Source organism: Neobacillus sp. 19 (assembly GCF_049463095.1).
Lineage (GTDB): Bacteria > Bacillota > Bacilli > Bacillales > Cytobacillaceae > Neobacillus.
Window position 1 is genome coordinate 181,227 of the sequence record NZ_JBMPZU010000031.1, and the last position, 26,956, is coordinate 208,182.

24 protein-coding genes, 1 tRNA gene and 1 other RNA gene are annotated in these 26,956 nt (G+C 42.8%); 25 read left to right on the forward strand and 1 reads right to left on the reverse strand.

The annotated features are described in order from the left end of the window. Positions 1 to 224 precede the first annotated feature (224 nt). From trxB to ACO1D1_RS09810, 6 genes are all read left to right on the forward strand, one after another. A complete protein-coding gene (trxB, locus tag ACO1D1_RS09785; RefSeq protein ID WP_423335786.1) occupies positions 225 to 1,175 on the forward strand; it encodes a thioredoxin-disulfide reductase in 951 nt (316 codons plus the stop codon). Positions 1,176 to 1,616: 441 nt separating this feature from the next. Then, on the forward strand, positions 1,617 to 2,075 hold the full coding sequence (locus tag ACO1D1_RS09790) for an NUDIX hydrolase (protein WP_423335787.1): 459 nt from the start codon (positions 1,617 to 1,619) through the stop codon (positions 2,073 to 2,075). A 21-nt stretch (positions 2,076 to 2,096) separates the two neighbouring features. Further along, entirely contained in the window at positions 2,097 to 2,990 is an 894-nt protein-coding gene (gene rapZ / locus ACO1D1_RS09795; RefSeq protein ID WP_423335788.1) for an RNase adapter RapZ, read from the forward strand. Continuing rightward, positions 2,987 to 3,973 carry a gluconeogenesis factor YvcK family protein gene (locus ACO1D1_RS09800; protein ID WP_423335789.1) on the forward strand — a complete coding sequence of 329 codons (987 nt, stop codon included), beginning with the start codon at positions 2,987 to 2,989 and terminating at the stop codon, positions 3,971 to 3,973. The genes rapZ and ACO1D1_RS09800 overlap by 4 nt, the downstream gene beginning before the upstream one ends. A 70-nt stretch (positions 3,974 to 4,043) precedes the next feature. Next, the gene (whiA, locus tag ACO1D1_RS09805; RefSeq protein WP_423335790.1) at positions 4,044 to 5,003 is read left to right on the forward strand and encodes a DNA-binding protein WhiA; all 960 of its coding nucleotides are present in this window, start codon (positions 4,044 to 4,046) and stop codon (positions 5,001 to 5,003) included. A gap of 54 nt (positions 5,004 to 5,057) precedes the next feature. Further along, positions 5,058 to 5,315: an HPr family phosphocarrier protein gene (locus ACO1D1_RS09810; protein ID WP_149871568.1), complete on the forward strand. Its 258-nt coding sequence runs from the start codon at positions 5,058 to 5,060 to the stop codon at positions 5,313 to 5,315. A 114-nt stretch (positions 5,316 to 5,429) separates the two neighbouring features. On the opposite strand, the gene clpP is transcribed toward ACO1D1_RS09810, so the two are convergent. After that, positions 5,430 to 6,035, reverse strand: a complete 606-nt coding sequence (gene clpP, locus ACO1D1_RS09815) for an ATP-dependent Clp endopeptidase proteolytic subunit ClpP (protein ID WP_149871567.1) — start codon at positions 6,033 to 6,035, stop codon at positions 5,430 to 5,432. Between the two features lie 206 nt (positions 6,036 to 6,241). On the opposite strand from clpP, the gene ACO1D1_RS09820 reads away from it, so the two are divergent. From ACO1D1_RS09820 to ACO1D1_RS09910, 19 genes are all read left to right on the forward strand, one after another. After that, positions 6,242 to 6,313, forward strand: a tRNA-Arg gene (locus ACO1D1_RS09820). 435 nt (positions 6,314 to 6,748) lie between these two features. Continuing rightward, positions 6,749 to 8,071, forward strand: a complete 1,323-nt coding sequence (gene rpoN, locus ACO1D1_RS09825; protein ID WP_423335791.1) for an RNA polymerase factor sigma-54 — start codon at positions 6,749 to 6,751, stop codon at positions 8,069 to 8,071. Positions 8,072 to 8,086: 15 nt separating this feature from the next. Next, positions 8,087 to 8,344 carry a glutaredoxin family protein gene (locus tag ACO1D1_RS09830; protein WP_423335792.1) on the forward strand — a complete coding sequence of 86 codons (258 nt, stop codon included), beginning with the start codon at positions 8,087 to 8,089 and terminating at the stop codon, positions 8,342 to 8,344. Between the two features lie 133 nt (positions 8,345 to 8,477). Continuing rightward, positions 8,478 to 9,500: a sugar-binding transcriptional regulator gene (locus ACO1D1_RS09835; RefSeq protein WP_423335793.1), complete on the forward strand. Its 1,023-nt coding sequence runs from the start codon at positions 8,478 to 8,480 to the stop codon at positions 9,498 to 9,500. Between the two features lie 49 nt (positions 9,501 to 9,549). Further along, positions 9,550 to 10,557, forward strand: a complete 1,008-nt coding sequence (gene gap / locus ACO1D1_RS09840; RefSeq protein ID WP_423335794.1) for a type I glyceraldehyde-3-phosphate dehydrogenase — start codon at positions 9,550 to 9,552, stop codon at positions 10,555 to 10,557. A gap of 129 nt (positions 10,558 to 10,686) precedes the next feature. After that, positions 10,687 to 11,871 (forward strand): phosphoglycerate kinase, encoded by a 1,185-nt coding sequence (locus ACO1D1_RS09845; protein ID WP_423335795.1) that lies wholly within the window; start codon positions 10,687 to 10,689, stop codon positions 11,869 to 11,871. A 31-nt stretch (positions 11,872 to 11,902) separates the two neighbouring features. Then, entirely contained in the window at positions 11,903 to 12,664 is a 762-nt protein-coding gene (tpiA, locus tag ACO1D1_RS09850; RefSeq protein ID WP_423335796.1) for a triose-phosphate isomerase, read from the forward strand. Then, positions 12,657 to 14,189: a 2,3-bisphosphoglycerate-independent phosphoglycerate mutase gene (gene gpmI, locus ACO1D1_RS09855; RefSeq protein WP_423335797.1), complete on the forward strand. Its 1,533-nt coding sequence runs from the start codon at positions 12,657 to 12,659 to the stop codon at positions 14,187 to 14,189. Before tpiA ends, gpmI begins: the two co-directional genes overlap by 8 nt. A gap of 19 nt (positions 14,190 to 14,208) precedes the next feature. Next, complete coding sequence (gene eno, locus ACO1D1_RS09860) at positions 14,209 to 15,507, forward strand: phosphopyruvate hydratase (RefSeq protein ID WP_149871559.1); 1,299 nt, start codon at positions 14,209 to 14,211, stop codon at positions 15,505 to 15,507. Between the two features lie 53 nt (positions 15,508 to 15,560). After that, on the forward strand, positions 15,561 to 15,683 hold the full coding sequence (locus ACO1D1_RS09865; RefSeq protein ID WP_423335798.1) for a hypothetical protein: 123 nt from the start codon (positions 15,561 to 15,563) through the stop codon (positions 15,681 to 15,683). Beyond that, positions 15,667 to 16,209 carry a DUF6241 domain-containing protein gene (locus tag ACO1D1_RS09870; protein WP_423335799.1) on the forward strand — a complete coding sequence of 181 codons (543 nt, stop codon included), beginning with the start codon at positions 15,667 to 15,669 and terminating at the stop codon, positions 16,207 to 16,209. The genes ACO1D1_RS09865 and ACO1D1_RS09870 overlap by 17 nt, the downstream gene beginning before the upstream one ends. Before the next feature lie 15 nt (positions 16,210 to 16,224). After that, complete coding sequence (locus tag ACO1D1_RS09875; protein ID WP_423335800.1) at positions 16,225 to 17,142, forward strand: haloacid dehalogenase-like hydrolase; 918 nt, start codon at positions 16,225 to 16,227, stop codon at positions 17,140 to 17,142. Between the two features lie 133 nt (positions 17,143 to 17,275). Beyond that, entirely contained in the window at positions 17,276 to 17,509 is a 234-nt protein-coding gene (gene secG / locus ACO1D1_RS09880) for a preprotein translocase subunit SecG (RefSeq protein WP_149871556.1), read from the forward strand. A gap of 286 nt (positions 17,510 to 17,795) precedes the next feature. After that, the gene (locus tag ACO1D1_RS09885; protein ID WP_423335801.1) at positions 17,796 to 18,542 is read left to right on the forward strand and encodes an alpha/beta hydrolase; all 747 of its coding nucleotides are present in this window, start codon (positions 17,796 to 17,798) and stop codon (positions 18,540 to 18,542) included. 25 nt (positions 18,543 to 18,567) lie between these two features. After that, positions 18,568 to 20,934, forward strand: a complete 2,367-nt coding sequence (gene rnr / locus ACO1D1_RS09890) for a ribonuclease R (RefSeq protein WP_423335802.1) — start codon at positions 18,568 to 18,570, stop codon at positions 20,932 to 20,934. Between the two features lie 158 nt (positions 20,935 to 21,092). After that, entirely contained in the window at positions 21,093 to 21,560 is a 468-nt protein-coding gene (gene smpB / locus ACO1D1_RS09895; protein ID WP_149871553.1) for an SsrA-binding protein SmpB, read from the forward strand. A gap of 165 nt (positions 21,561 to 21,725) precedes the next feature. Next, positions 21,726 to 22,060, forward strand: a transfer-messenger RNA (tmRNA) gene (gene ssrA, locus ACO1D1_RS09900). A gap of 815 nt (positions 22,061 to 22,875) precedes the next feature. Beyond that, positions 22,876 to 24,495, forward strand: a complete 1,620-nt coding sequence (locus tag ACO1D1_RS09905) for a S8 family serine peptidase (RefSeq protein ID WP_423335803.1) — start codon at positions 22,876 to 22,878, stop codon at positions 24,493 to 24,495. A gap of 64 nt (positions 24,496 to 24,559) precedes the next feature. After that, entirely contained in the window at positions 24,560 to 26,953 is a 2,394-nt protein-coding gene (locus tag ACO1D1_RS09910; RefSeq protein ID WP_423335804.1) for a S8 family serine peptidase, read from the forward strand. Positions 26,954 to 26,956: the final 3 nt, after the last annotated feature.

Sequence of the window (26,956 nt, forward strand, 5' to 3'; positions counted from 1 at the left end):
GATCGCTTCGCTCTCCGTGTTTCCTTTATCTCAGTTGGAGCGCTCCAGGCCATACGCCGCTGATCAGGGCGCTTGCGCTTTTCTTATAAGCAGAAAAATGGACTATAATCCAATTGTTTTATACGATTAAGTAGGGAATACTAATGCTTAATCGTATTTTTTTTAATTTAGTAAAGCCGGCGTCTAGACATGGCGTTCCGCTTTTCTAGTTAGGAGTGAAAACCATGACAGAAGAAAAAATTTATGACGTAATTATTGCCGGGGCTGGTCCTGCAGGAATGACAGCTGCCGTGTATACATCACGCGCGAGCCTTTCCACACTCATGATTGAGCGCGGGATGCCGGGCGGGCAAATGGCCAATACAGAGGATGTCGAAAACTATCCGGGCTTTGAGAGCATTTTAGGCCCTGATTTATCAACGAAAATGTTTGAGCATGCCAAAAAGTTTGGTGCTGAATATGCCTATGGGGATATTAAGGAAATCGTTGATCACGGCGACTACAAACTCATAACTGCCGGTTCTAAACAATATAAAGCCCGTTCAGTTATTATTTCAACCGGTGCTGAGTATAAGAAAGTCGGTGTCCCAGGCGAAAAAGAGCTTGGCGGCCGCGGTGTCTCTTATTGTGCGGTTTGTGATGGTGCATTTTTTAAAGGGAGAGAATTGTATGTCATTGGCGGCGGGGACTCTGCTGTTGAAGAGGGCGTGTATTTAACTCGCTTTGCATCTAAGGTTACCATTGTTCACCGACGCGATCAGCTTCGGGCACAGAAGATTCTTCAGGATCGTGCCTTTGCCAATGAAAAGATTGACTTTATCTGGAACCATACGATTAAATCAATTAATGATAAAGATGGCAAGGTAGGCAGTATTACCCTTGTCTCGACACAAAATGGCGAAGAACAAACATTGCCGGCAGATGGCGTTTTCATTTATATTGGGATGGTGCCGCTGTCTAAACCATTCGAAAGCATTGGCATTACCAACGAAAATGGCTATATTGAGACGAATGAACTCATGGAAACCAAGGTGCCTGGGATTTTCGCAGCGGGGGATATTCGCGAAAAAACACTTCGCCAAATTGTAACGGCAACCGGAGACGGCAGTATCGCCGCCCAAAGTGCCCAGCATTTTGTCGAGGAACTTAGAGAAGAGATGAAATTAAAGAAATAATGTGGATGAGTACAAGGGAACTAGTTGTAAAATGGATCCCCAAAACAATTCACAAAAAAGTAATTCTCCTGTAACAGTGGTGAAATATTGATAGGGTATGATAAGAGAAATTGACCCCCTTTAAAAATATATCTTTCTTGCACAGGCCCAGCAGCTTGTGCTCTTTTTTTTGGGTGTCAGGCACCATTTTCCTCAATAGCATGATAGTAATAGGAGAAAGGGTGTCAGGCACCATTTCCTGCAATAGCATGATAGTAATCGGAGAAAGGGTGTCAGGCACCATTTCCTGCAATAGCATGATGGTAATTGGTGAAAGGGTGTCAGGCACCCGAAATAATTAACAGAATTATTGATTTTGTATTCATTGTGACTGTTTCCTAAAAATAGTATAATGAAAAGAATATAAAAAATGGATTTTTGTTTTCTAAAGAGGGTGAAAACATGCAGCGTGTGACTAATTGTGTATTGATCAGGAACAATCAAATATTATTGCTGCAAAAACCGCGCCGCGGCTGGTGGGTAGCCCCAGGCGGAAAAATGGAGCCCGGCGAGTCTGTACGCGACTCCTGCATCAGGGAATACCGGGAAGAAACGGGCATCTATTTGAAAAACCCACAATTAAAAGGGATATTTACAATGATTATGAAGGAAAGTGACGAGCTGCTTTCCGAATGGATGATGTTTACCTTCGTGGCAACCGAGTCAGATGGCATGGATTTAGAGGAATCGGAAGAGGGCAAGCTCGCGTGGCAGCCGATTGACCAAATTAAAGGTCTGCCAATGGCTGCCGGTGATCTACATATCATCGATTATATGGTTCATGGAAAAGGGATCATTTACGGTACTTTTACTTACACAAAAGATTTTCAACTCATTAGTTATCGATTAGATCCAAGTTAATATGAAATAGGGGGAATTGCAATGAGTACCGGTTCGACAAGCGAAACTCAGATGGTGATTATTACAGGGATGTCTGGGGCTGGAAAAACTGTAGCCATTCAAAGCTTTGAAGATTTAGGATTCTTCTGTGTTGATAATCTGCCTCCTACATTACTTCCAAAATTCCTTGAACTAATGAAGGAATCCGGGAATAAAATGAATAAAGTTGCCCTTGTCATGGACTTAAGGGGAAGAGAATTCTTTGACCATCTTTTTAAAGCGCTTGATGAACTTGCTGAAACATCATGGGTAAATCCGCAAATTTTATTTTTAGATGCGGATGATGCTACACTGGTACGCAGATATAAAGAAACAAGGCGGTCCCATCCGCTTGCCCATTCAGGCCTGCCACTTGAAGGCATCACGCTTGAGCGGGCACTGCTCGAGGAATTAAAAGGCCGGGCACAACTGATTTACAATACTTCCCAGATGAAACCTCGTGAATTACGTGAGAAAATATTAACGGAATTTACCGCGAATAACCAAGTAATCTTTACTGTCAATGTCATGTCCTTTGGCTTTAAGCATGGGATTCCAATCGATGCGGATCTAGTATTTGACGTGCGTTTCTTGCCAAATCCTTTTTATATCGAACACATGCGGCCATTAACAGGCTTGGATGATGAGGTCTCAAGCTATGTTTTAAAATGGAATGAAACCAATAAATTTTTGGAAAAATTAACGGATTTGCTCACCTTCATGCTTCCTCATTATAAAAGAGAGGGAAAAGCACAGCTAGTGATTGCGATTGGCTGTACCGGCGGGCAGCATCGTTCCGTTACGTTAGCCGAGTATCTCGGACGATTTTTCCAAAATGATTATAAGACATGCGTCACCCACCGTGACATTGAGAGGAGAAAGGATAAAACAACATGAGAGAGTTAGGACAGCCTCGTATTGTCGTCATTGGCGGAGGCACAGGATTACCAGTCTTACTAAGAGGATTAAAACAGTATCCTGTGGATATCACCGCTATTGTGACTGTGGCGGATGATGGCGGCAGTTCAGGACGCTTGCGCGAGGACCTGCATATTCCTCCACCAGGGGACATTCGAAATGTGTTAGCATCATTGTCAGATGTAGAACCGCTTGTAGAGGAAATGTTTCAGCACCGCTTTAAAACGTCGAATGAACTTTCCGGGCATTCACTCGGCAATTTAATCTTGGCGGCGATGACCTCGATTACCGGAAATTTTGTTCACGCGATTCAAGAAATGAGCAAAATACTAAATGTCCGGGGCAAGGTATTGCCGGCTGCTAACCAGAGCGTCGTTTTGCATGCGGAGATGGAAGACGGAACGACCGTTTCAGGCGAATCTAAAATCCCTTATTCGGGAAAAAAAATAAAGCGAGTGTATTTAACATCAAAAAGTACAATCCGCCCATTGCCGGAATCAATTCATGCGATTCGGCAGGCAGATTTAATTATTATCGGACCTGGAAGCCTGTATACAAGTATCCTGCCCAATTTGCTCGTCCCGGGTTTAGGTGATGAAGTATGCCGCTCCCATGCGAAAAAGGTGTATATATGCAACCTGATGACACAGGCCGGGGAAACACATGGCTATGCGGCCAGTGACCATGTAAAAGCTATTTATGATCATATGAGCTGTGCCTTTATGAATACGATTCTTGTCAATAATGAAGAGATCCCACAGCATATACAGCTCCGTTATAATGAAGAATTGGCTGACCCTGTTCTATATGATTTACCGCAGCTATTCCAGCTTGGGCTAGAAGTCGTGCATGCGGATATTGCCTACCAGGAAAATGGCGCGTTAAGACATGATCCCAAAAAGGTAGCAAATATTTTATATAATTTGCTAATTGCTGAAACCAAAAAGCGATATGAAGCGTAGATAGTATGTACGGTCAGAAACATAAATAAGTGCGAGTGTTTTATTGGAAATGAAAAAAGGGTGTGAGGGGATGTCTTTCGCTTCGGAGACGAAAAAGGAATTAACAAACTTGGAAGTGAAAACGTGCTGCCTTCAATCTGAGTTATCAGCATTGATTCGCATGAACGGTTCCCTTTCCTTTTCCAATCGTAAGCTAGTGGTCGATATTCAAACCGAAAATGCTGCGATTGCCAGGAGAATTTATACATTATTGAAAAAGAGCTACCAAGTGCAAGTAGAGCTCTTAGTTCGAAAAAAAATGCGCCTAAAGAAAAACAATGTGTACATTGTTCGTTTAGCCGAGCAGGCAAAGGAAATTCTTGAGGATACGAAAATTTTGGGTGAAGGATTTACCATCATTCATGATATTTCACCGGGACTTATTAAAAAGAAGTGTTGTAAGCGTTCTTATTTACGCGGCGCCTTCCTTGCCGGAGGATCCGTTAATAATCCGGAAACGTCTTCCTATCATTTGGAAATTGCTTCGCTTTATAAAGAACATAATGATTCTTTATGCGAATTGATGAATACATTTGGACTTAATAGTAAAACGCTTGAGCGTAAAAAAGGCTTTATCACCTACTTAAAGGAAGCCGAGAAAATAACCGAGTTTCTCAATATTGTCGGTGCCCATAATGCCTTGCTTCGATTTGAGGATGTCCGAATTGTCAGGGATATGCGGAACTCCGTGAACCGTTTGGTAAACTGTGAAACCGCTAATCTTAATAAAACGATCGGTGCATCCATCAGGCAGGTAGAAAACATCCGCTTTATCGACGCAACCGTCGGCTTGCAGATTTTGCCGGATAAACTCAGGGAAATTGCCGAGCTCCGAATTCAATATCCGGATGTAACGCTGAAGGAATTGGGAGAAATGGTATCCGGAGGCACCATCAGTAAGTCAGGGATTAATCATCGCTTACGAAAAATTGATGAAATCGCGGAAAAGCTGCGTGTCGGGGAAATGGCCCCAAAGCATAAAAGTTTGTGAAATAGTGAATTAGTTCAAAGAATATAAGAAAAAACATGGGGAGGAATTTGTGTAATGTTGGCGAAACAAGTAGAAGTAAAATTGAAAACGGGTCTTCAGGCACGCCCAGCAGCACTTTTTGTGCAAGAAGCTAACCGTTTTTCAGCTGATATTTTTCTAGAGAAGGACGGAAAAAAGGTTAATGCCAAAAGCATCATGGGCTTAATGAGCTTAGCAGTCGGCTCAGGAGTTGTCATCAATATCATCGCTGATGGCGACGATGAAGACAAAGCGATCAATGCATTAACCGATTTTATTGAAAAAGAGCAATAACGGAAAAGGTTCGGCTTCGGTTTAGAAGCTGAGCTTTTTTTATGCCCGCGGCGGGGGAAAGCACCGTAATGGTCACAAAAAAAACAACCGGCGGAAGGCCGATTGCTCGTCAAATTACTTTTTATCTTTGATTTCATTAGGGTTACGGGTAACGATGTTGTCAATTAAGCCGTATTCCTTTGCTCTTTCAGCTGTCATGAAGTTATCACGATCAGTATCGCGTTGAATCACTTCAAGCGGCTGGCCTGTGCGCTCTGCAAGGATACCATTTAATTTTTCGCGAAGGAAAAGAATGCGTTTCGCGGCGATCTCGATTTCTGTCGCTTGTCCTTGAGCACCGCCAAGTGGCTGGTGAATCATGACTTCGGCATTAGGCAATGCATAGCGCTTGCCTTTTGTGCCTGCAGCAAGTAAGAATGCACCCATCGATGCAGCCATCCCAATACAAACAGTTGAAACATCTGCTTTAATATACTGCATGGTATCATAAATAGCCATACCGGCTGTAATGCTTCCACCTGGGCTATTGATGTAAAGGGTGATATCTTTTTCAGGATTTTCCGCTTCTAAAAATAGTAATTGTGCTACAATGCTGTTGGCAACATTGTCATCAATCGCGCTGCCAAGCATAATAATCCGGTCTTTTAACAGACGGGAATAAATGTCATATGCACGTTCTCCGCGGTTTGTTTGTTCAATAACTGTAGGAATCAAATTCATTTTTCTTCCTCCTTTGAGTGTATTAGGTAATAATCTTATGTAATGTAATCATACACTGATGGTCAATAAAGGTCAAACAATTTGACTTTAAAATTCTTCGACAACTTCTCCCTAATCCATCATAACCATTTTATTCGTTTTTAAACCTATATTTCACTTGCAATGTTCACGGATCTGGCATATAATATGTAAGTCGTTACAAATTAGCGCTCGTGGTGCAACGGATAGCACGTAAGATTCCGGTTCTTAAAATGGGGGTTCGATTCCCTCCGAGCGCGTCAATCAAACACTAAAAGTTCCTATGTTTGTATGAGTCTATACAAGCATAGGAACTTTTTTGTAATCACCTAAAAAAGGCAAGCACATTTCTATGCTCACCTTTGTCAACAACAATGCGAATTAGACGATACTTGTTGAATACTTTTGCTTAAGTAAAGCAGGCATTCTTAACAAGGATGTTAATCTAGAGTTTATTTTACTAATGAAGAACGCTGCTCTAATACCTAAAATAATTAAGGATGGGAATAAGCTTAAAAGAATATTCAAAGTATATCCCTCCACATTGAAGTTTTGTGTTAAATGATAACACTAAGGTTAGTGTTAATCTAAGGAACCAATTTATTCAATGGGAGACCTATTTTAATGATTGAAACCATTTTCCAATACACGAATTCGGATTCATCGTGTAAAATAGAATGAAGGGGGGGATATGGATGAACTTTAAGGCAGGTTTATGGCAGCAGCAAACGTTGAAATTAACGATGACACAGGAATTGTCGCAGGCTATTGCATTATTGCAATATTCGGCCCAGGAACTGACTGCTTTTTTAGAAGATAAGGCACTCGAAAATCCCCTTATGAAGGTTGAAACGGGCGATGTTAAGCCGATGAATCCCCTCATGGACCGCAAACGCCGCCGGCATCAAAAAGAGGAAAAGGATTGGATCGAACAAATTGCAGACAAACCCTTTTCGCTTGAAGACCATTTAATCTCTCAATTAAATATTGCCAACTTAACGGCAGAACAATTAAAAGTCATTCGGCGTCTGATTCAGAGTCTTGATGAAAACGGTTACTTTCTGGGTGACCTTAGCGAAATCGCTCAAAGCCTGCGGGTGGAGGAAGAAGTAGTTGAAGATTGCTTAGCCGTGATTCAAACGCTTGAACCGGCAGGCATCGGTGCACGGAACCTTCAAGAGTGCCTGTTGATGCAACTGTATTATGAAAATCCAAATAATGAAGTGGCATTAAATATATTAGCCAACTATTTCGTTCCGTTTGCTGAAAAGAAATGGAAGCAAATTGCGAAGGAATTGAAAATAACTTTAAAAGATATTCAAGATGTGTTTGACCAAATTCAATTTCTGAATCCAAAGCCGGGTGCTATGTTAGCGAAGGAAACCACCACGTATATTATTCCGGACGCCATTGTCGAGCAAACCGAGGAAGGCCTGACAGTCAGGATGTTTGATGATTCCCTGCCAAGGATTAGTTTTAATGAGAATTATTATAAGAAGTTCAAAGATCAGGACCAGCAAGTCAGCCGGTTTTTGCAGGATAAGGTCCAGGATTATCAATGGATTGCCAGAAGTATTGAACAACGCCGGGAAACGCTCACTAAGGTGGTTGCCAAAATTGTTGAAAAGCAAACGGCCTTTTTTCAAAAGGGTGCACAATATTTGGTGCCAATGACAATGAAGGAAGTGGCCGCTGAATTGGATATTCATGAATCAACGGTAAGCCGTGCGGTCCGTGAAAAATATGTCCAGACACCGATCGGGACCTTTTCATTAAAAACATTCTTCACCAGCATGATTCAGACCGTTTCGGCGGATGAAAATACATCGTCAACCCAGGTGAAAAATGAGATTAGTAAATTAATAGAACAAGAAAATAAAGAAAAGCCGTTATCAGATCAAGAAATTGTGGAACAATTAAAAACGAAGGCAGGGATTGTGGTTTCGAGGCGTACGATTGCTAAATACCGTGATCAGCTGGGAATCCCGTCATCTTCAAAACGAAAAAGGTTCAATTAAGGAAGGAAATAAACGATGACGCAAACGACGATCACACTCTATACACGTAATCGCTGCCCCCTTTGTGATAAAGCAAAGACCGCACTTGAAGAGCTGCAACAGGAATGGAATTTTTCCCTCGAAGAAATCGATATTGAAACGAGCGATGACTTAACAGAGCGCTATGGCTTGATGATTCCAGTTGTACACCTCGACGGAGAAGAAGTGGGATTTGGCTTCGTAGATAAATTTGATATAAGTAATCGTTTACAAGAAAAAAGCGACAGCAAATAAGTTGAAATAGGTTATCACTCCTGATACAATAAAGATCGTACGAGGGGTGATTTTTTTTAGCGTAGGTGGGACATAATATGTCTATGGTGGACATTTTTGGACCAACTGCATAGAATAAAGGAGCATGCTAATCATGCAATCATTTATTGATATTCAAAAAAGATTATTACCCGATCTCCTTCAAGTCCTGCAAAAACGATATACGATATTACGTTACATAGGATTTATGCAGCCTGTAGGAAGGAGGAGCTTAGCTGTCAGCTTGGGCTATACAGAAAGAATCCTCCGTAGTGAAGTAGATTTCCTCAAAGAGCAGAATCTTATTAACGCAAATAATGTGGGAATGAGTTTAACCCCTGAAGGGAAAAATTTACTTGAGGATCTAGAAGGTTTAATGCGTGAATTAAAGGGTATTGATGTGATGGAGCTAGAATTAAAGCATCGGCTTGGCGCTAAGAAAGTGATCATTGTACCCGGAGATAGTGATGATTCACCATTGGTTAAAGGCGAGCTAGGCAAGGCGTGTGCAAGTTGCATGAAAAAGCTTTTAAACGGGGAAAATATCATCGCTGTTACTGGCGGTTCAACGATGGCGGCTGTTGCAGAAAGGTTATCCCCTGATCATCACCATAAGAAATTGCTGTTTGTCCCGGCACGCGGCGGGGTTGGCGAGGATGTCGCTAACCAAGCCAATACGATCTGCTCGAATATGGCAAAAAACACGGATACCAAACATCGTGTATTGTACGTTCCCGATCAGGTCAGTCCGGAAATTTATCAATCCCTTATAAAAGAGCCTGACATTCATGAGGTGTTAGAACTAATTAGATCTGCAAGCATGGTTATCCATGGGATTGGGGATGCTATCACAATGGCTAAGCGGCGAAAAACAAATCCCGAAATTAAGCAAAAGCTTGAAACCGGGAAGGCCGTCGGCGAAGCTTTTGGTTATTATTTTAATGAAGAGGGCGAGATAGTCCACAAGGTCTCAACGATTGGACTACAGCTCGAAGACCTAGCCAATATCCCGAACGTCATTGCTGTGGCCGGAGGGGCATCAAAGGCAAAGGCCATCAAGGCATTTTTTAAAAAAGCACCGGCATCGACTATTTTAATAACTGATGAGAGTGTGGCAAAAAGTTTATTGAAAGGGTAATTCCCTTTATAAAAATACAGCTTTACCCAATAAAAGGAGGAATTTTATCATGACAGTAAAAGTTGGTATTAATGGATTTGGACGTATTGGTCGTAATGTATTTCGTGCGGCTTTAAACAATAGCAATGTGGAAATCGTAGCAATTAACGACTTAACAGATGCAAACATGCTTGCACACCTTCTAAAATATGACACAGTTCACGGAACTCTTGCAGAAGACGTAACTGTTGACGGCGAATACTTAGTAGTTGGCGGACATAAAGTGAAAGTTATCGCTGAACGCGATCCTGCACAACTTGGCTGGGGCGGTCTTGGTGTAGATGTAGTTGTTGAATCAACTGGCCGTTTCACTAAGCGTGAAGATGCAGCGAAACACCTTGAAGCAGGTGCGAAAAAAGTTATCATCTCTGCTCCGGCAAACAACGAAGATATTACCATTGTTATGGGTGTTAACGAAGACAAGTACGATGCAAACAACCACCATGTACTTTCAAACGCTTCTTGTACAACAAACTGCTTAGCACCATTTGCAAAAGTATTAAATGATACTTTCGGCATCAAGCGCGGTATGATGACAACTGTTCACTCATACACAAATGACCAACAAATCCTTGACTTGCCACATAAGGACTACCGTCGTGCACGTGCAGCAGCTGAAAACATGATCCCAACTTCAACTGGTGCAGCGAAAGCAGTTTCTCTAGTATTGCCAGAACTTAAAGGTAAATTAAACGGTATGGCAATGCGCGTTCCTACTCCAAACGTTTCAATTGTTGACCTAGTTGCTGAATTAGAAAAAGACGTAACAGCTGAAGAAATCAATGCGGCATTAAAAGCAGCTGCTGAAGGCCCATTAAAAGGCATCTTAGCATACAGCGAACTTCCATTAGTATCAAGCGACTACAATGGAAGCACTGCATCATCTACAATCGATGCTTTATCAACAATGGTTCTTGAAGGCAACATGGTTAAAGTACTTTCTTGGTACGATAACGAAGTTGGCTACTCTAACCGTGTAGTTGACCTTATCGGTTACATTGCTTCAAAAGGACTATAAGATTGGATTGAATTTCCATCTTTAAAACATATATAATGGTTAATGGTATTCCAAAGGGGAGCGGGGAGTTGAAGCCCCCTCCCTTTTTTATGTAAAAAACGCCAATATTTTTATAGGAGGGTCCTTTACATGAACAAGAAAACACTGAAGGATATCGATGTAAAAGGAAAACGAGTATTTTGCCGTGTCGATTTTAACGTCCCGATGCAGGATGGAAAAATTACCGACGAAACGCGGATTCGCGCAGCATTGCCAACGATTCAATACTTGATGGAACAAGGGGCTAAAGTTCTTTTGGCAAGCCATTTAGGCCGTCCAAAAGGAAAAGTAGTTGAAGAAATGCGTTTAACACCAGTTGCCGTCAGACTTGCTGAACTTCTTGGCAAAGACGTGAAAAAAGTGGATGAGGCCTACGGCGATTCCGTTAAAGCCGTGATTGAGACAATGAACGACGGCGATGTCGTATTGCTTGAAAATGTTCGTTTCTACCCTGGTGAGGAAAAGAACGATCCAGAGCTCGCAAAAGCATTTGCTGAACTGGCTGATGTTTATGTGAATGACGCATTTGGCGCCGCACACCGTGCCCATGCTTCAACTGAAGGAATTGCTAAAAACCTTCCAGCTGTTTCCGGATTCTTAATGGAAAAAGAACTGGACGTACTTGGTAAAGCTCTTTCCAATCCAGAACGCCCTTTTACAGCGATTATTGGCGGTGCCAAGGTAAAGGACAAGATTGGCGTAATTGAAAATCTCTTAGAATTGGTTGATAACTTGATTATCGGCGGCGGACTAGCTTATACATTTGTAAAAGCACAAGGCCATGAGGTTGGTAAATCATTGCTTGAAGAAGACAAAATTGATCTTGCAAAGTCATTCATGGAAAAAGCAAAAGCGAAAGGTGTTAATTTCTACATGCCTGTAGACGTGATTGTCGCGGATGACTTCTCAGCTGATGCCAATACAAAAGTGGTTGCAATTGAAGAAATTCCTGCTGATTGGGAAGCTCTTGATATCGGGCCAAAAACTTCAGAAATATACCGTGATGTGATTCAAAAATCGAAATTGGTTATCTGGAATGGACCAATGGGTGTGTTTGAAATTGACAAATTTGCCGGCGGTACAAAAGCCGTTGCGGAAGCTCTTGCTGAAGCAAAAGGTACATATTCAGTCATTGGCGGCGGCGACTCAGCAGCAGCAGTTGAAAAGTTTGGCTTAGCAGAGAAAATGAGCCACATTTCCACAGGCGGAGGCGCTTCCCTTGAGTTCATGGAAGGCAAAGCATTGCCAGGCGTCGTGGCGTTAAACGATAAATAATTTTTTCAACAAAAGAAAGGATGTGCGATCAATGCGTAAACCAATCATTGCAGGTAACTGGAAAATGAACAAGACACTTTCTGAAGCAAAAAGCTTTGCGGAAGAAGTGAAAGGACTTGTACCTGCTGCAGATAAAATGGAATCAGTGATTTGTGCACCAGCATTATTCTTACAAAGCCTTGTTGAAGCAGCACAGGGAACCGAAGTGAAAATTGGTGCTCAAAACATGCACTTTGAAGAATCAGGAGCATTTACAGGGGAAATCAGCCCGAAAGCTCTTGCGGACCTTGGAGTTCAATATGTGATTATCGGACACTCTGAACGCCGTGAAATGTTCAATGAAACAGATGAATCTGTAAATCAAAAGGCACTTGCTGCATTTAAATATAACTTAACCCCAATCGTTTGCTGCGGTGAAACATTAGAGCAGCGTGAAACCGGTGAAACCAACCAATTAGTCGGCGATCAAGTTGCCAAAGCATTAGCTGGTTTAACAGCTGATCAAGTAAAACAATTAGTCATCGCTTACGAGCCAATTTGGGCGATTGGAACAGGCAAATCATCGACATCTCAAGATGCAAACGATGTTTGCGCACATATCCGCCAAGTCGTGGCACAGCAATTCTCCCAAGATGTTGCCGATGCTGTTAGAATTCAGTACGGCGGCAGCGTGAAACCGGAAAATATTAAAGAATACATGGCACAGCCGGATATTGATGGTGCATTAGTAGGCGGAGCAAGCCTTGAAGCACAGTCATTCTTAAAGCTACTGGAGGCAGGTATGTATGAGTAAATCTCCAGTTGCTCTCATCATCCTCGATGGCTTCGGCTGCAGGGGAGAGACAAAAGGAAACGCAGTGGCCCAATCCAAAAAGCCAAACTTTGACCGTTTCTGGAGCACTTACCCGCATTCCCATTTAACCGCATCTGGTGAGGCAGTCGGCCTTCCAGAAGGGCAAATGGGGAACTCAGAGGTTGGACACCTAAACATTGGTGCCGGCCGAATTGTTTACCAAAGCTTAACTCGCGTGAACATTGCCATTCGTGAAGGCGAATTTGAAAAAAATGAAACCTTCACAGGGGCAATGGAGCATGTGAAAAAACATGGTACCGCGCTTCACCTATTTGGCTTACTGTCAGACGGCGGGGTTCACAGCCACATCCAGCATATGTTTGCCCTATTAAAGCTCGCGAAAGAAGAAGGCGTGGAAAAGGTTTATGTGCACGCATTCCTTGACGGCCGTGATGTCGGTCCGAAAACAGCGACTAAATATATTCAGCAGACACTGGATAAAATGAAGGAGTACGGCGTTGGCGAATTTGCAACGGTCTCTGGACGTTACTATTCAATGGACCGTGACAAGCGCTGGGAGCGTGTGGAAAAATCATACCGCTCTATGGTTTACGGGGAAGGTCCTTCTTACCGCAGTCCATTAGAAGTGGTGGAGGATTCCTATCAGCATGGAATTTTTGATGAATTCGTCATCCCATCTGTCATCACCAGAGAAGACGGTCAGCCGGTCGCAACGATTCAAGATAACGATGCTGTTATTTTTTATAACTTCCGTCCAGACCGGGCGATTCAGATCTCCAATACGTTTACGAATGAAGACTTCCGTTCATTTGATCGCGGACCCAAGCATCCAAAGGATTTATTCTTTGTCTGCCTAACACACTTCAGTGAATCTGTAGATGGGTATGTAGCATTTAAGCCTTCAAACCTTGACAACACGTTAGGTGAAGTATTGTCACAAAATCACTTAAAGCAGCTGCGCATTGCTGAAACAGAAAAATATCCGCATGTTACCTTCTTTATGAGCGGCGGCCGTGAAGAAAAGTTCCCTGGGGAAGAGCGGATTTTAATCAACTCGCCAAAGGTTGCAACCTATGATCTTCAGCCTGAAATGAGTGCCTACGAAGTAACCGAAGCATTGATGAATGAAATCCAAAATGATAAAGTCGATGCGATTATCTTAAACTTCGCAAACCCTGATATGGTTGGTCACTCAGGCATGCTTGAGCCAACGATTAAGGCGATCGAAACGGTTGACGAATGCTTAGGAAAAATTGTTGATTTAATCCTTGAAAAAGGCGGATCAGCGATTATTACTGCAGACCATGGAAATGCTGATGAGGTTATCACACTTGAAGGCGAGCCAATGACGGCGCACACAACGAATCCTGTACCGGTGATTGTCACAAAACAGGGTATAGAATTACGTGAAGGCGGAATTCTTGGTGATTTAGCTCCAACTATGCTAGATTTATTAAAGCTTAACCAACCAGCTGAAATGACTGGAAAAACATTAATTAAATAATTTTTAAGGAGAGATTTACATGCCATTTATTGCAGACGTATATGCACGTGAAGTGTTAGATTCCCGCGGTAACCCTACTGTTGAGGTTGAAGTTTTTACAGAATCAGGCGCCTTCGGACGCGCATTAGTACCAAGCGGTGCTTCAACTGGTGAATATGAAGCAGTTGAGCTTCGTGACGGTGACAAAGACCGTTATCTTGGAAAAGGTGTATTAAAAGCAGTTGACAACGTTAACGAAATCATCGCACCAATGCTTGTAGGCGAAGAATTCAGCGTCCTTGACCAAGTGGCTGTTGACCACGCGTTAATCGAACTTGACGGAACGGATAACAAAGGCAAACTAGGCGCTAACGCGATCCTTGGTGTGTCTATGGCAGTTGCACATGCTGCAGCAAACTATTTAGATATTCCATTATACCAATATCTTGGCGGCTTCAACTCTAAGCAGCTTCCAGTGCCAATGATGAACATCGTAAACGGCGGCGAGCATGCTGATAACAACGTGGACATCCAAGAATTCATGATCATGCCTGTAGGTGCGCCAAACTTTAAAGAAGCGCTTCGAATGGGTGCAGAAATTTTCCATACCTTAAAATCAGTTCTAAAAGGCAAAGGCCTTAACACAGCTGTTGGTGACGAAGGCGGCTTTGCACCAAACTTAGGATCAAACGAAGAAGCCCTTCAAACGATTGTCGAAGCAATCGAAAAAGCCGGCTACAAGCCTGGTGAAGAAGTTATGCTTGCAATGGATGCTGCCTCTTCAGAGTTCTACAACAAAGAAGACGGTAAATACCATCTCGCCGGCGAAGGCGTTGTAAAAACGTCTGCAGAAATGGTTGACTGGTATGAAGAACTAGCTAACAAATACCCAATCATCTCAATCGAAGACGGCCTAGACGAAAACGACTGGGAAGGCCACAAGCTTTTAACCGAGCGTCTTGGCAAGAAAGTTCAATTAGTGGGTGACGATTTATTTGTTACAAACACGAAGAAGCTTGCTGAAGGTATCGAAAAAGGCATCGGCAACTCGATCCTAATCAAAGTAAACCAAATCGGTACACTTACAGAAACATTTGATGCCATTGAAATGGCAAAACGTGCTGGCTACACTGCAGTTATTTCCCACCGTTCTGGTGAAACAGAAGATAACACAATCGCTGATATCGCTGTTGCAACAAACGCTGGTCAAATCAAAACAGGTGCACCGTCACGTACAGACCGCGTAGCGAAATACAACCAATTGCTTCGTATCGAAGATCAATTAGGTGAAACATCTCAATACAATGGTCTTAAATCTTTCTACAACTTGAGCAAATAATTTCGAAAAAAAACAACCCCTGGTCAATAAACATGGCTAGGGGTTGTTTTTTGTTGGCAAGTGCACTTGGAAAAATAAAAGCAGGAAATAACCAAGTTGTGTTTAATTTATATAGTAAACAACCTAATGATTCAACAGAAAGATTGGGGCATAATACATATGAAAAAATATTTTAAAAACCTTTCATGGACACAACGCTCGATTATGATTCTTGCTGTCATCCTATTAGGAACCTATTATTATTTTTTGACAGGCTCGCTGCCTTTTCAAAAAGAAACCGTCACCGTGAACGTCGAAAAAACGAAAGATGGCGAAACGGTCGTGATGCTGGAAGACACTAACATGGCGAAAGTAGAAAAAGATTTTGCGCCAGATATGCCAGAAGAAGAGGTCATGGCGGCTATTCATCAAATGTCACATCAAAAAGTAAAAGCAGCTAAAAAGTGGGGGGCGCTCCCGCTTACACCTAATCGGGTGAAACGGCTAATAGAAGTAGTATCTGATAATCGTGCGAAATATGTGCACGCTTCTGTTTACTTAGATATTTTAACGCGCTGGTCCAAAGGTGATTTTTCCCAAGTCGACCATGACCATAACGCAGTATGGAAACTTCAAGGCGGCACGGTTGGGGCTGCAAAGGGTATTGCTTCTGTTAAAGAAGAACAACAATTTATTGATGAGCATTTTAAAGTAAAACAATAATTGGAGGAATCACTAATGAAGCGTTTGTTAGATTGTACGGCATCTGATTTTGAAAAAATGACCGGGCGTGAGCTAAAACAATCCATCCTCGCATCTGAAGGAAGAACAATCGTTGCAGAGGTGATCGGTGCAGTGACGCCCTATTATCCAGCCGTCACCAATGCTGAAATGGCTGCAGCCTTTGGCGCCGACCTGATCCTGCTAAACTTCTTCGATGTGTTTAGCCCAAGCATGGCAGGACTTCCCGAAGTGGAGCCCGATACCATTGTTCACACGTTGAAAAAGCTTGTCGGACGGCCGATTGGTCTTAATTTGGAGCCGGTTGATGTAGATGCTGACCGTGTGGAGGCGCTGATTGAATTGCCGGAGGGAAGGCTGGCAACGGAAAAGTCATTGAGGAAGGCGAAGGAACTAGGCTTTGATTTTGTCTGCTTAACAGGAAATCCGAAAACAGGCGTTTCGAATGCTGAAATCACGAAAGCGATACAAGTCGCTCGAACGGTATTCGGGGAAGACGGGTTGATTATTGCCGGAAAAATGCACAGCGCAGGTGTCGCCGGTGAGGTCGGAGGCAGTCTGATGTCAACAGAAACGCTGCACGGTTTTATTGAAGCAGGCGCAGACATCATCCTCATCCCATCACCTGGAACCGTGCCAGGCTTTACCGTCGAGAAAACGGCGAAGTTAATAGACATCGTTCATGAAAAAGGAGCACTGTCTATTTTAACAACAGGCACAAGCCAGGAAGGATCCGACGAAGCAACGATTAAACAAATCGCCTTAAACAGCAAAATGGCCGGCGCAGATTTATTCCATATTGGCGATGCCGGTGCATCAGGAATGTCGATTCCTGAAAATATTACCGCCTACTCGATTGTCGTAAGAGGGAAAAGGCATACATATGTGAGAATGGCATCGTCCGTTTTAAGATAACTGATAGTGGTGGTCAACTCTAGCATTTCCAGTAATCGTTTACAAGATTTCACAATAACAACTATTGTTAAAAGGCAGATAATATGGTAAATTTAATATACTGTGAAATGTACGTCTACAGGAGGTGGCCTTCATGCATGCATTTGTCGTTACACTATTAGTTATCGTAAGTATTGGTCTTATTGCCGTTGTATTACTTCAATCTGGTAAGAGCGCAGGTTTATCCGGTGCCATTTCAGGTGGTGCTGAATCCTTATTTGGTAAACAAAAAGCGCGAGGAATCGACCTGATTCTACATCGTATTACGATTGTTCTATCAGTATTATTCTTCATCCTTGCTCTTGCAGTAACTTACTTTAAAATCTAATATTCAACTGATAAACTCGGCCGCAGCGCCGGGTTTTTTTGTTGCATTAAGCGGGTACATTTATGTTAGGGAATTCAGATGGGGAATTCTAGTTCAAAATATGGGCAAAAACAAATTGGCGGAATCCACTGGCCAAGGATCGCAAACTATCCCAAAAACGTCGAAAGTCCTGTTATACAGCTGCTCAAAATCAACAACCCATCTGCTGCAAGCCTTTTTTCTAGCATGTTCCCCTTCGGTTTGCTTAAACTAATATAAGCGAATTGAAACAAAAGGAGTTTTTCACATGAAAGTCTCAGTACCAAAGCCATTTACTTTTGAAGGCGGCAAAAGAGCCGTACTCCTGCTTCATGGATTCACCGGGAATTCGGCAGACGTCCGGATGCTTGGACGCTTCCTTGAAAAGAAAGGCTACACCTGCCATGCCCCCCACTACAAAGGACACGGAGTACCACCTGAGGAGCTTGTCCACACAGGTCCGGATGACTGGTGGCGGGATGTCATAAATGGATACAATTTTTTAAAAAATAAAGGTCACGAAGAAATTGCTGTAGCCGGACTGTCCCTTGGCGGTGTTTTTTCCCTGAAAATAGGATACACTGTACCTATAAAAGCGATTGTGCCAATGTGCGCACCAATGCATATTAAAAGTGAAGAAGTGATGTACCAGGGAATTTTAGAATATGCCCGTCAATATAAAAGATATGAAGGAAAAACTGACGAGCAAATCGAAATGGAAATGAATGAGTTTAAAAAAACACCAATGAAAACGTTAAAAGCACTGCAGCAATTAATCGCCGACGTCCGGGAAAATGTCGATATGATTTATGCACCGACATTTGTCGTTCAGGCTCGCCACGACAACATGATTAATACGGAAAGTGCCAACATTATTTATGAGAATATCGAGTCAGTCAAAAAGGAAATCAAATGGTATGAAGAGTCCGGTCACGTCATCACACTAGATAAAGAACGTGATCAGCTTCATGAAGACGTTTATAGCTTTTTAGAAAGATTAGACTGGCACGATTAATAAAACCCCTTAAGGAGGGATTTGTTTGGAAGACAACATACAAAAGCACATTGACAGGCTTTTGCAATATATGAGGGATGAGGCCTATAAACCATTGACGGTTCAGGAGCTGGAGGAGGCATTTGGCATTCAGGACTCCAGTGATTTCAAAGAGTTTGTCAAAGCCCTTGTACAAATGGAAGAAAAGGGTCTCGTCGTTCGGACCCGCAGCAATCGTTACGGTCTGCCGCAAAAAATGAACTTAATTCGCGGAAAGCTTATCGGCCATGCGAAAGGCTTTGCCTTTGTGGTTCCGGATGAGCCGGGAATGGATGATATTTTTATCCCGCCGAATGAAACAAACACCGCGATGCATGGCGACACCGTGTTAGCCCGTATTTCATCAGAAACCTCCGGACAGCGCCGCGAAGGAACCATCGTCCGTATCATTGAACGCGGTGTGCAGCAAGTCGTCGGAACATATGTCGAAAGCAAGAGCTTTGGCTTTGTGATTCCAGATGACAAGAAATTTGCCAGTGATATTTTTATTCCAAAAGCGGCTTCTAAAGGAGCAGTGGAGGGACATAAGGTGGTCGTGAAGCTTGTCACGTACCCTGAAGGGCGAAAGAGTGCGGAAGGAGAAGTCATCACGATATTGGGGCATAAAAATGACCCAGGCGTGGATATTCTTTCTGTCATACATAAGCACGGCCTGCCAATGGCCTTCCCTGATGAGGTGCTTAAACAGGCAAATGACACACCTGATACGATTGATGAAAGTGAATTGACCAATCGCCGCGACTTGCGGAATGAAACGATTGTCACCATTGACGGAGCCGATGCGAAGGACCTTGATGATGCGGTAACCGTCACAAAGCTTGAGAACGGCAACTATAAACTTGGCGTTCATATCGCAGATGTCAGTTATTATGTAAAAGAAGGAACGCCAATCGACCTTGAAGCAGAGGAACGGGCAACAAGTGTGTATTTAGTAGACCGAGTGATTCCGATGATTCCTCATCGCCTCTCAAACGGGATTTGTTCGTTGAATCCGAAGGTGGACCGGCTTGTTTTATCATGTGAAATGGAAATTTCAGATGAGGGCACCGTTGTTTCCCATGAAATTTTTCAAAGTGTCATTAAAACAACCGAGCGGATGACCTACCATGATGTGAATCTGATTCTTGTTGAAAAAGATGAGGAAACACGCGGACGCTACGAACCACTTGTGCCGATGTTTGAATTGATGGAAGAACTTGCTGCCATCCTCCGCAACAAACGGATGAAGCGCGGCGCCATCGACTTTGATTTTAAAGAATCAAAGGTGTTGGTGGATGAGGAAAGCAAGCCGACAGATGTCGTTCTGCGTGAACGTTCTGTAGCGGAGCGTTTAATTGAAGAATTTATGCTCGCAGCCAATGAAACGGTTGCGGAACATTTTCACTGGCTCGATGTACCGTTCATTTACCGTATCCATGAGGATCCGAAGGAAGATAAATTACGAAGATTTTTCGAGTTTATCACGAACTTTGGTTATATTGTAAGAGGAACCGCCAATGATGTACACCCAAGAGCGCTTCAGGAAATTATCGAAGAGGTGCAAGGAAAGCCTGAAGAGATGGTGATTTCAACCGTCATGCTGCGGTCGATGCAACAGGCAAAATATGACCCTGAAAGTCTTGGACACTTCGGCTTATCTACCGAATTCTATACCCATTTCACTTCGCCGATTCGCCGCTATCCGGATACGATCGTACACCGCTTAATCCGTACGTATCTGATTGAAGGAAAGTTGGATGAAACGACACAGGAAAAATGGAACGCCCGATTGCCGGAAATTGCCCAGCATTCTTCAAAAATGGAGCGCCGTGCCGTTGACGCGGAACGGGAAACAGATGAGTTGAAGAAAGCGGAATACATGGAAGATAAAATTGGCGTTGAGTATGATGGCATTATCAGCTCTGTTACTAACTTTGGAATGTTTGTCGAGCTGCCTAATACCATTGAAGGCCTAGTCCATGTCAGCTACATGACCGATGATTATTATCGCTTTGATGAACGCCATTTTGCGATGATTGGCGAGCGGACAGGGAATGTGTTCCGAATTGGTGATGAAATCACGGTCCGCGTGGTAAAAGTCAATAAAGATGAACGCGCGATTGATTTTGAAATCGTCGGCATGAAAGGAACGCCTCGCAGGGAACGTTCGGAGACACCGAAAATTTTTAAAACCCGCAGCGATACCGATAAGCCTCGACGCAACAAACAGAAGGGTGACCGTGATCAAGGCCGGAATGGAAGCCGTAATCAAAAGTCTGATTCTGGTGACACTCAAGGGAAAAAGCCGAAGAAAAAACGTAAATTTTACGATAACGTGCCTAAATCAAAGAGTACGAAACGGCGAAATAAGTAGTTGCTTAGAGGGAGCCTTCCGAAATGTTGGCTCCCTTTCAATTGTCCAGCCTCAGCGCCAAGCGGCTAGTATACTTCGCTAAACGGCGCTTTCACTTTTCTTAATTGTAGCGACTTGTTTTTTTTGTTAAAATAAAACTATAGATTGAGGTGAAAAATATGCCAAAAGGTGTTGGAAAAGTAGTCGCTCAAAACAAAAAGGCTTATCATGACTATTTTATTGAAGAAACATATGAGGCCGGGATTGTATTGCAAGGAACAGAAATTAAATCAATTCGTGCGGGAAAGGTGAATCTCAAGGATGCCTATGCGCGGATTCAGAATGGGGAAGCGATTCTGTTTGGGATGCATGTCAGTCCGTATGAACAGGGCAACATTTTTAATCATGACCCATTACGAACACGGAAATTATTACTTCATAAACGTGAAATCAGTAAACTGCTTGGAGAAACGAAAGAGGCCGGATATGCCCTTATTCCCTTAAAGCTTTATTTAAAAAATGGCTTCTGTAAGGTTTTAATTGGCCTGGCAAAGGGTAAAAAGAATTATGACAAGCGTGAATCCTTAAAGCAAAAAGAAGCAAAGCGCGAAGTCGAAAGAGCTTTCCGCGAACGGCAAAAGATGTAAGCCTGCTTTTTGAACAACAACAAAACGCAGCTTACAAATAATTACAATTGAAATTTACTGTAAGTGTGTTATAATAAGTTTGTCGCTAAGATATGCGGCAGAAACTTTTGCTCAAAACAATCTTGAGCATCCTAACGTCTAGCTTCATTTTTATAATGGGGACGCTACGGATTCGACAGGGGTAGTTTGAGCTTAGGTCGCGAGTCGAGGGGATCGGCCTCGTTAAAACGTCAAAGCCATAACTGGCAAAACTAACAACAACTTAGCTTTCGCAGCTTAATACTGCATAGCTGTTCGCCCCTCCATCGCCTATGTGGTAGGGTAGCGGACTCACTCTAAGTAGGCTACGCCGGATTCCACCGCCTGAGGATGAAGGAAGAGAACAACCAGGCTAGCTGACCGGACGCCGGTCGATAGGCAAAAGGCTCAGCGAAACACCAATATATCGACTACACTCGTAGAAGCTTAAGTGGCGATATCTTTGGACGCGGGTTCGATTAAGTATTAGTCGCCTTGTATGGTAACATACAAGTGAAAATTCGGCTTTATCGGTGAAACCTAAGTCACTTTAATTAGTGATAGGGCAATGCCGAGCGGTATGTGGAGTAATCCAACAGCCGTGTATCGACTTATAGGCTGCCATAATTCATTTGGTAGTACTAGGATGCGAATTCGATACCTTACAGAGGTAAATTTATGATTCGCATAAGACGCCGAGGGACCTGTTTGAATAACAGGTTCAAGATATAGTCAGTGCCATGACGAAAGCATGGAAACGCACGTCCCGCCGTCTCCACCATACATAGGTGGATAACAAGATCAGCAGATAAAATGCTGGTCTTTTTTATATTTGAAAAAAGGTATTTTCAAATGCGATTTTCTTTTCTAGTAAAAATAGGGATTGTCAGTACTTACCCAGGAGTCCCCTGTTGCATGATTGTGGAGGGGGACTGACCCTTTTTTTGGGACTATCAGCCTGATTTTTAGCCGCATGAGTCTAAGACTATGCGGTTCTTTTTATTTTTGGAAAAAATCGATTACGGTTCTTTCCCATTTGGGGTAATTTTTACTCAAAAAAAAGCTAATTGGGGTGGTCCAACTCTATCCAATAAGCCTAATATACCCTGTTTTATCCCTAAATTTGTTAATTTTAGAAATCTCCCCGACTTCTTACACCATTTTATCTGCTTCAAAAACCCCAATAGTTGAATATTCATAAAATTAATATAATAGGATTAGGCTACTCTTTAATCTATTTCAATAGAAAAGGAGGAACTACATATTTTTTAAAAAAAATGATGAAAGTAGGGAGATTATGAAAAAGAAGACATTCTTTAAACAAGCTGCCGTTATTTCTCTATCGGCAGGTCTAATCCTGTCCTCAACGAACTTCACCTTAACATCGAAAGTATCAGCGGCCAATTCAAAAGCAGAATCTATTCTTGCCGAACTTACACCGGAACAAAGAAATGCATTAAAGCAGTTGGAACTGACAGAACAAACAGGTCTGCAAGGATTCAACAAACAGGAATTAAACAAAGAGGAGGAGTTGGATGTTATCGTTCAATTCCACGCAAAGCCGGGCAAGATTGCCGTCCTTGATGCGGGAGTAAAAGGAAATAAACTATCGCAAAAGAAAGCGGATGAGCAGGTAGCAAAGGAACACGAACAATTTAAAAAGGATATTCAATCGATTCTTCCAGCCGGTAACATAAAGGGCAGACAAATCAATCACACGGTCAATTCCAGTTATAAAACGGTTTACAATGGCGTAGCGATGAAATTGCCGGCTAATCAGGTGGCAAATCTATTAAAATCTGATGTCGTAAAAGCTGTTTATAAAAATGAAACGTACAAGGTTGATCCGATTCTTCCCGAGGGGGATGGAGAAAAAGCAGGTTCCACACCAGGTACAGTAGTGGAAAGTTTATCTCATTTAAAGGTGGACAAGCTCCATGATGAGGGACTGACAGGGAAAGGCGTGAAAGTTGGAGTAATTGATACGGGCATCGATTACAACCACCCTGACTTAATGAAGGTCTACAAGGGTGGATATGACTTCGTTGATAACGATAATGACCCAATGGAGACAACGTATGGGGATTGGAAAAAGACCAAGTACCCGGAAGTTTCCAACGGTTCAACTTATTATACTTCACACGGAACACATGTCTCTGGAACGATAGCCGGACAGGGAACAAATAAAGATATTTCTGTTAAGGGTGTGGCGCCTGAGGTCGATTTATATGGTTATCGTGTTCTTGGCCCTTATGGGACTGGAACTGCTATCAATATCATGGCCGCAGTTGAAAAAGCGGTTGATGATGGGATGGATATTATCAATCTTTCATTAGGTTCAGGCATTAATGACCCTTATTACCCAACTAGTACAGTTGTCAATAATGCTGTCCTAAGCGGGGTTACTGCCGTCGTTGCGGCGGGTAATTCAGGGCCAAATGAATATACGTTAGGTTCACCTGGAGCAGCCGCGCTTGCCTTAACGATTGGAGCAAGCGATGTTCCAATGGCAGTTTCTACTTTTAAAGGCCAAATCGGCAGTGAATCCGGTGTTGAGCTTGTCAGTATGGCACGCAATTACACCGACAAATTAAATGACCTTGATGGAAAGTCATATGAGGTAGTCGATGTCGGCATTGGAGCGAATGCCGACTATAATGGTAAAGATGTGCAAGGAAAAATAGCGCTGATTGCCCGCGGAGACATTCCTTTGAACGAAAAGGTCACCCTTGCCAAACAAAAAGGCGCTGCCGCTGTTCTTTTATCTAATAATGTGGACGGACAAATTAATGCCAATCTTGGTGAATCAACCACATTTATCCCAACCCTCTCTATGACAAAGGATGCTGGGGAAAAGATAAAAGCACAGCTTCAGAGCGGGGCAGAAGGACTTTACTTTCTCTGGTTATGGAGTTAGCCAAACGGAAGGGGATCGTCTCGCAGACTTTAGTTCACGGGGACCAGCCAGACAAACGTACGGAATGAAGCCGGAAGTAGTTGCGCCGGGTGTCAGTGTTCTTTCGACTGTGCCATCCTTTATGGTCAATCCCAATGATCAAGGAAACTATCAATTTGCTTATTCACGCTATTCTGGAACATCAATGGCGACACCATTTACAGCAGGGGTTGCGGCCTTAATGCTGCAGGCTAATCCGAAACTAATGCCGGAGGATATTAAAACGGTCGTTATGAATACAGCCGATCCGCTGAACGGGGATTACAATGTGTTTGAAGTGGGCGCGGGAAGAATTAATCCATATAAGGCTGTCCACAATGGAGCAAGCTTCCAAGTTCTCGACAAAACGCTTATTCCCGGTGCGGAAAATCTGGTCGAAGTGAAGTCCTTAACTGGCGGGCTTAGCTTTGATCATGAATTAGTGGATAAAAACCTTCGCATCAACAAATCTATTAAAATAAAAAACAATGAAAAAATGAAAAAGACGTTCACCATGAATGTGACTGAAGGAAAAGGTTCCAACAGCTTGATGCAAAATGGCATGTCAATTGACCTTACCAATAACATTACTGTCAAGGGCAATGAAGAGAAAAAAATATCCGCCAGCCTGCGTGTCCACAAGAAAGCAAAGGAAGGCTACTATACAGGCTATATTACGCTAACGAATACGGAGAATTCCACTGAGCAGTACAGGATCCCGTATAGCTTCTGCTTATTAAAAGAAGGACTGAATAAAGTGGAGATCGATAACCCTGTTTTTTCTCCAGGTTATTTAAACGAGGAACCATTGGACTTCTTCAGGGAGCCTTATGTCTACGCTCAGTTCAACATGAAAGCGCCAATGGAAAAATTGGATGTTGTCCTGCAGGATGAGAAGGGAAATGACCTGGGGCTGATCGGTACGGCAAACCTGAATGGTGCTTACGAAGATATTACTTATGGATTAACGTTCTTCAATGGGCTTTACTATAAATTTACCGGCGATGCTAAGAAGCCTATTTCTTCAAAGTACAGCTATGCACAAGAAGGACATTACCAAATTAAATTCATCGCGACCGGCCTATCCGGAAAGGTATTTACAGAAACCAGACATTTATGGATTTATCTCAACAAACCAAATTTTGAAAGCTCATTAGATGGAAACTCGCCATTTATTGAATTTAAGCCGGGACAGCAAACCTACCCGTTTGACATTAAAATCACTGATCCGATTGTCGACGAGGTGAAGAAATACGGTTTAAATTACGACCATTCCTCGAACTATATGGTGTATTATTGGGGCACATGGGGCTTCCCGTCGATGCCAATTTATATGGATAAAGACGGAAGGTTTATTGAGGAAGTAGCCATGAATAAATCAGAAAAGCCGCTGTATTTTGACATGGAAGGCTATAATATCGCTGGAAATAAAATCAGTAAGAGATATAACTTTGTGAAAGAAGGAACACCAGTTACGTATCCGACAAGTGAGACAACCGAAGTCAAGACAGGTGATACATTCAAAGCAGCAATCATGCTGGATAACCTAGAGGATATTACTCAAGCAAAATGGAACTTTACCGACATTTATGGATCCCAGAATATAGAGCTTATAGACGCTAAGCTTGCGGAGACTTTTGTTGATAAGGCAAAGATTGAGTTGAAGGATAATCAAGTAACTGTCCAATTTACTCAACCTAGCGGTGCATTCGATCACAAGAAAGTTGTCGAAGTTACCTTCAAAGTATCGGATGATAAATTTACCACAAGCGATTACATCAACCCGACTGTTGTTGTAACGGGTGGAAATAGTCAAACGATCCAGGTGATCAATGCCCCATATACGTTTAAAATTAACCCGCAATTTTCAAAGTTAGAGGGTACAATCGGCCCAGAGGGATTCTATGTCGGTGACCCGGAGTGGGGCGGATACTTTGGCCAAAAGGACTGGACCAAGGTCGGAGGATCAGTCAAGTTGATGGATTCAAACGGTAAGGTGTACGACGGCACATCTTCCATTAGCCCATATGGTAAATTCACCATTGATAAATTGCCATTGTCAAACGTACCTAACACCGTTGAAATGAAGGTCCCGGGTCATTTCATGACGAAGGTTGAAGTACCGGTCAGTATTGTCAAAGGCGGCATTGCCTATGGAAATGACTTCAATATGTATCTTACCAATCTGACAGCCGGTGAAGTGAACCAGGATGGCGTGATTGATGTCTTGGATGCGATCGCCGTTCAAAAGGCATGGAAAACCAATGATCGGGCAGCAGATATTAACTTTGACGGGGTAGTGGATGAAAAGGATATGGCATTTATCCAGAATAACTACCTGAAGCAAAACGAGGATGTTGAAAATGCTCCTGTGCCTAAGAAAAACGCAAGCGGAAAAACATTAGAAAAGATTCTCGCTGAACTGGGGATTCGTCAATAACAA

Excerpts from the sequence above, each read along its gene's own strand:
- ACO1D1_RS09905 (WP_423335803.1), top strand. The coding sequence starts at position 22,876 with ATGAAAAAGAAGACATTCTTTAAACAAGCTGCCGTTATTTCTCTATCG.
- ACO1D1_RS09810 (WP_149871568.1), top strand. The coding sequence starts at position 5,058 with ATGTTGGCGAAACAAGTAGAAGTAAAATTGAAAACGGGTCTTCAGGCA.
- whiA (WP_423335790.1), top strand. The coding sequence starts at position 4,044 with ATGTCTTTCGCTTCGGAGACGAAAAAGGAATTAACAAACTTGGAAGTG.
- ACO1D1_RS09875 (WP_423335800.1), top strand. The coding sequence starts at position 16,225 with ATGAAGCGTTTGTTAGATTGTACGGCATCTGATTTTGAAAAAATGACC.
- rpoN (WP_423335791.1), top strand. The coding sequence starts at position 6,749 with ATGAACTTTAAGGCAGGTTTATGGCAGCAGCAAACGTTGAAATTAACG.
- ACO1D1_RS09845 (WP_423335795.1), top strand. The coding sequence starts at position 10,687 with ATGAACAAGAAAACACTGAAGGATATCGATGTAAAAGGAAAACGAGTA.
- ACO1D1_RS09835 (WP_423335793.1), top strand. The coding sequence starts at position 8,478 with ATGCAATCATTTATTGATATTCAAAAAAGATTATTACCCGATCTCCTT.
- ACO1D1_RS09790 (WP_423335787.1), top strand. The coding sequence starts at position 1,617 with ATGCAGCGTGTGACTAATTGTGTATTGATCAGGAACAATCAAATATTA.
- eno (WP_149871559.1), top strand. The coding sequence starts at position 14,209 with ATGCCATTTATTGCAGACGTATATGCACGTGAAGTGTTAGATTCCCGC.
- gap (WP_423335794.1), top strand. The coding sequence starts at position 9,550 with ATGACAGTAAAAGTTGGTATTAATGGATTTGGACGTATTGGTCGTAAT.
- smpB (WP_149871553.1), top strand. The coding sequence starts at position 21,093 with ATGCCAAAAGGTGTTGGAAAAGTAGTCGCTCAAAACAAAAAGGCTTAT.
- secG (WP_149871556.1), top strand. The coding sequence starts at position 17,276 with ATGCATGCATTTGTCGTTACACTATTAGTTATCGTAAGTATTGGTCTT.
- ACO1D1_RS09800 (WP_423335789.1), top strand. The coding sequence starts at position 2,987 with ATGAGAGAGTTAGGACAGCCTCGTATTGTCGTCATTGGCGGAGGCACA.
- clpP (WP_149871567.1), bottom strand. The coding sequence starts at position 6,035 with ATGAATTTGATTCCTACAGTTATTGAACAAACAAACCGCGGAGAACGT.
- rapZ (WP_423335788.1), top strand. The coding sequence starts at position 2,097 with ATGAGTACCGGTTCGACAAGCGAAACTCAGATGGTGATTATTACAGGG.
- ACO1D1_RS09910 (WP_423335804.1), top strand. The coding sequence starts at position 24,560 with ATGAAGCCGGAAGTAGTTGCGCCGGGTGTCAGTGTTCTTTCGACTGTG.
- ACO1D1_RS09870 (WP_423335799.1), top strand. The coding sequence starts at position 15,667 with ATGAAAAAATATTTTAAAAACCTTTCATGGACACAACGCTCGATTATG.
- tpiA (WP_423335796.1), top strand. The coding sequence starts at position 11,903 with ATGCGTAAACCAATCATTGCAGGTAACTGGAAAATGAACAAGACACTT.
- ACO1D1_RS09830 (WP_423335792.1), top strand. The coding sequence starts at position 8,087 with ATGACGCAAACGACGATCACACTCTATACACGTAATCGCTGCCCCCTT.
- trxB (WP_423335786.1), top strand. The coding sequence starts at position 225 with ATGACAGAAGAAAAAATTTATGACGTAATTATTGCCGGGGCTGGTCCT.
- gpmI (WP_423335797.1), top strand. The coding sequence starts at position 12,657 with ATGAGTAAATCTCCAGTTGCTCTCATCATCCTCGATGGCTTCGGCTGC.
- ACO1D1_RS09885 (WP_423335801.1), top strand. The coding sequence starts at position 17,796 with ATGAAAGTCTCAGTACCAAAGCCATTTACTTTTGAAGGCGGCAAAAGA.